Below are 4,626 nucleotides of genomic sequence, written 5' to 3'. Positions count from 1 at the left end.
CTTTATAAATAGTTCCAGTTGCTCCGTCCGGATGCACGATATCTTCACGGGCATACAGACCATAAACTGCACCTTTCAGTGTGGCATCTCCCTGTGGTACTGCTTTTCCTGTTTCTTTATCAACTTTGAATAAATTGATTTTTGCTGTCACACGGTCATTGCTGAAGATATGAGCAAATGATACGGTTGCTTCTTTATCATTGGTGTAAGAAAACTTGAACGTATACACATCTTCTGTATTTCTTACATAGCCTTCCGGTGCCTGATCTTCTTTTACAAAATAGGAATATCCAATCGGAAGATCCGCTGTGAATTTTGCATTCCCATCTGCTCCAGTAGTTACTTTCTCAATCAGTGTTCCTTTTTTCACAACAACGGTTCCATCTGCATTTCTAATATCATCGGATGCATACAGAGCAAAAATACCGCCATTCAGGGGTTTCTTGGTGTCTTTATCCTGTTTTACTACGGAAACATCTGCTTTCTGTCTCTCGTTGTTAAAAGTCACATCTGCAAATACAACTTCTTTATTCTGTCCGGCATAAGTCAGAGTCACTGGCTTTTCTTCGCTGCCGTTATAGAAATTGTCCGGTGCTTTTGCTTCTTTTACCACATAAGCTCCAAGATGCAGGTTTTTCAGTGTGACAGAACCATTCTCACCTGTTGTCAGGTTCTCTTTTACCAGATCACCTTTGCTGTACACTTTTGTGCCATAAGCAGTTACGATATCCGCTCCGGCATACACGTTATATACTGCATTTTTCTGTCTGCGGTTTTCATACTGAAATACCGTTCCATTTTCACTGACATCTGCTCTGGTAAGAACCTGTCCTTCTTTATAAATAGTAAGCTCTGCCAGCTGTTCCTTATTTTCCACGGTTACCGATGAAGTCTTACTTGCTACCAGTTTTACATTTGTTGCCGTTGCATTTACTACATATCCCTGTGGCGCTGTGATCTCTTTCAGATAAACGGTATCCTGTGTCTTGATGATCGTAACAGAGGATTTTCCATTCTTATCGGTTGCCGGCATCTGAGTGATCAGCTTTGTACAAGCCTCATCGCTGTAAACACCAAATACTGCACCAGAAAGATTGACATCCGCTGTATCGTCTTTCTTTACGATTTCGATCGTAGCCTGCTCAATCCAGGACACCTTTAAGCTTACATATTTTTCATCAGCAACACCTTCTCCAAACACAAATGCCAGATCCTGAACACTTGCATTCGTAGTCAGTTTATATGCTGAATAATCTTTTGTAATACTACCCTTCATTTTTGCAGAAAAAGTAGCACTTACATCTTTTGTCTGTGTCAGAGGCGCTGAAAGATAAAACGTGGTTCCTCCTCCAATTGTTACGCTTGCACCTGCCGCACTTACATTTCCAGTAGATACATTATGGAGCTTTACTCCTTTTGGTAAGTCCATGGTAATTTTCTGCTGGGAAGATGCGTTGAACTTAATGTTCTCCGTTCTCTGAACATTTCCATCTACATAAGCCTTTACACTCGGCTTTGAAAATGACATCGCTACATCTGGTATTTCCGGCTTATTCACACAATAATTATAGAGTTCTTTTGCCAAAGCCTCTCCTGTAGCATTGGTTCCGTAAAAAGCATCACTGCTTCCGTTGGCATACGATGCAGCCATGTGAATAATGATGAATCTTTTTCCTTCTGAAAAATCCGTGTGTTTATTCGCAAAAAAGCTTTCGCTTCCTGCGGCATCTGTACCGTAATAACACACTTTTGCTAACGCCTGATTGTCTCCAATCTTTGTGATTGTATAATTTCCAGATCCAGGTCCTGGCTTAGCTGGCTGTACACAATACGCAGTTGCTCTGACGCTTCCGTAGCTGATATAGTACGGCTCTGTCAGATAGGTTCCAAGATTATAATCTGCATATCTATACAGTGGTCCTTTTTCGATTGTTACCTGCTGTGTACTTCTTGCTGAATAAGCCGAAACTGCTTCAAATGTTACAATCTCTCCCTCTTCCATAGAATCAAGATCCACACCTTCGTCTTCTGCCTGTTCCAAAACATCGTGAAGCTCTAACCCTGATTCTTCATCATAGGTATCCTGATTCTGTGCCTGCTCTACTAAATCATCAAATTCATCAGCATCAATATCGGTAATCTCCGAGTCTGCTTCGGAATCCTCCGCTTCCTCTGTCTGCTGTTCACTGCCAGCTGTTTCGGATTCGGTCATTGCTTCACTCCCAGACGCCTCTTTCTGCGCTTCTGTTTCTTTCTCACGCACAATCAGTTTTCGGCTGATCTGGTACTTCGGATGCTCCTGATTTACCGGTTCCACATAATAGACCGCTTTGTAAGTGTCCGCATGATCTGTCGTAAAATCCTCATTCTTATCATTCTTTGCTTCCTCAAATGTGACTTTAACCTTGTTATCATCCTTGATTTCCAGTCCGGTATAATCTGATTTCACATCAAATACACTGCCTGTTTCAATTTCATAATCTTTGGCAGTCACCACCTCATCTTCATCCAGAAGGTCTTTCACTTCCTCATAAAGTGGAGGTTTTTCCTCTGGCTGGATCTCCGCTGCATATGCAGTCATCGGAGATAACACTGTACTAAGCATTGTCATGCCTGCCAGCAAGCCAGATACTACTTTTCTAAAATTACCTTTTTTCTTCATGCTAAGGTCCTCTCTTTCATATATTTGTATTAAAACAGACAGTCCTTAGACTGCCTGCAATACACTACTTATCGTTGTGGGAAAATCAGATTGAACTGTACATTTCCCTCTCCGGGATCAACCATCTCCACAGTTGCTTCATACTGTCTCCCTGTTTTTCTTGATACCAGATCCTTATAATGGATTTTTCCTTTAGACAGAAATTTCTTTGCTGTCGTCTTATCCATCTTTTTCCCCTGGCTTGCAAGGAATTTATCATTCTTCCATAAGGTAAAAGTACAGTTCCGGTCAGAACAATAAAAGTTTACTTTTCCTTCCCGTACATCTGCTCCACAGCGGGGACATTTGCCAATGACTTCTCCTTTTGCCTTTCCCTGAAACTGGTCTTTCTTTTCTTCTGAAATCCCCTGATATCTGGCAATCAGTTCCTGCATGAGATCTGTAATCCCATTTAGGAATTCATCTGCTGTCTCTGTATTCTGTGCAATGTGATTCAATGCCATTTCCCACTCTGCGGTCATCTTCGGAGATTTAATCTCGTCTGGCAGAACCGTAATCAGTACATTGCCATCATCTGTCGGCACCAGATTTTTCTTTTCTCTTTTCACAAAACCAGACTGAATCAGTTTTTCAATAATTGCTGCCCTTGTTGCCGGTGTGCCAAGTCCTTTCTTTTCCGTATCTTCGGTCAGCTCTTCATTCCCTGCACGTTCCATCGCAGAAAGCAGGGTATCTTCTGTGTACTGTTTCGGTGGCTGCGTAAAATGCTCCGATACAAAAGAATCACAGGGACCGTAATGCTTGCCTGCCCAGATATCCAACTCCGGCTCTTCTTTCTCAATCTTTACGTCAAAGAACTGTTTCAATCTATTTTCGATCGCCTTGAATCCTTCCTGCTTTGTTTTCTTTGCTATGAGATAAAACGTATGATAATTACAGGTAATCTGGCATTTATGGCTCTCATAAATATAAGGATCTGCAGTTGCTGTCAGAACCCTGGCACTGATCAGATACAAAATCTTACGGTTTCGCTCTTTCAGTTTACCTATATCTGCCTTTGCTACTTCCATGGTTGGGATAATCGCATGGTGATCGGATACTTTCTTTGAATTTAATACCTTACTCACGTCCGGTTGATATTCCAGACCTTCAGCATAAGGCATTTTCCCAAGTACCATCTGAATCAGTGTTTCAGTGCTTTCTCCCATCTCATCTGTCAGATACTGGCTGTCTGTTCTCGGATAAGTAACCAGCTTCTGCTCATACATCTCCTGCACGGCATCCAGTGTCTGCTGTGCGGTATAGCCAAACATTCTGTTAGCTTCCCTCTGAAGGGTTGTCAAATCATAGAGCTTCGGAGGGCGGACCGTTTTCTCTTTCACATCATCCTTTTCCACTTCGCACATCCGCTCCCGACAGTCCGCAGCCACTTTATCTGCATCCTCTTTTTTCTGAAAATGCTCTGTGACCGCATCCATATCATCAAACTTGATATGAGCCATATAATATTTCTCTTTGGTAAATTCCTTAATCTTCTGATTTCGATCCACAATCATGGCAAGTGTCGGTGTCTGCACTCTTCCAACTTTCAGATTCTGGTTATACAGAACGGAAAAAAGACGGCTCGCATTGATTCCCACCAGCCAGTCTGCCTTTGCCCTGCAAAGTGCTGACTGATAGAGACTGTCATAACACGAACCGTCTTTTAATGACGCAAATCCATCTTTAATTGCCTGTTCCTCCATGGAAGAGATCCATAGCCGCTTCATCGGCTTTTTGCATCCTGCCTGCTCATACACCAGACGGAAGATTAGTTCTCCTTCCCGCCCGGCATCTGTAGCACAGATTACTTCATCTACTTCGGAATCTCGCATCAGTTTTTTCAAGATTCCGAACTGCTTCTTTGTGCCCTCCAAAATCTTGTGTCTCCAGCATTCCGGCACAATCGGCAGATCTTCATATCT

At 42.4% G+C, this 4,626-nt stretch carries 2 protein-coding genes; both read right to left on the bottom strand.

Annotated features, from left to right (window positions below):
• Positions 1–2,662: thioester domain-containing protein (locus tag ACZMB2_RS13630; RefSeq protein WP_487597141.1), on the bottom strand; the 2,662-nt coding region annotated here is incomplete at its 3' end.
• A gap of 68 nt (positions 2,663–2,730) precedes the next feature.
• The coding region (locus ACZMB2_RS13625) for a DNA topoisomerase (protein ID WP_487597140.1) at positions 2,731–4,626 on the bottom strand (1,896 nt) is incomplete at its 5' end.

It is taken from the genome of Hominiventricola sp., from assembly GCF_057604405.1.
Note: the sequence above shows the minus strand (reverse complement) of the source record. Positions and strands in the feature narration are given on the sequence as shown.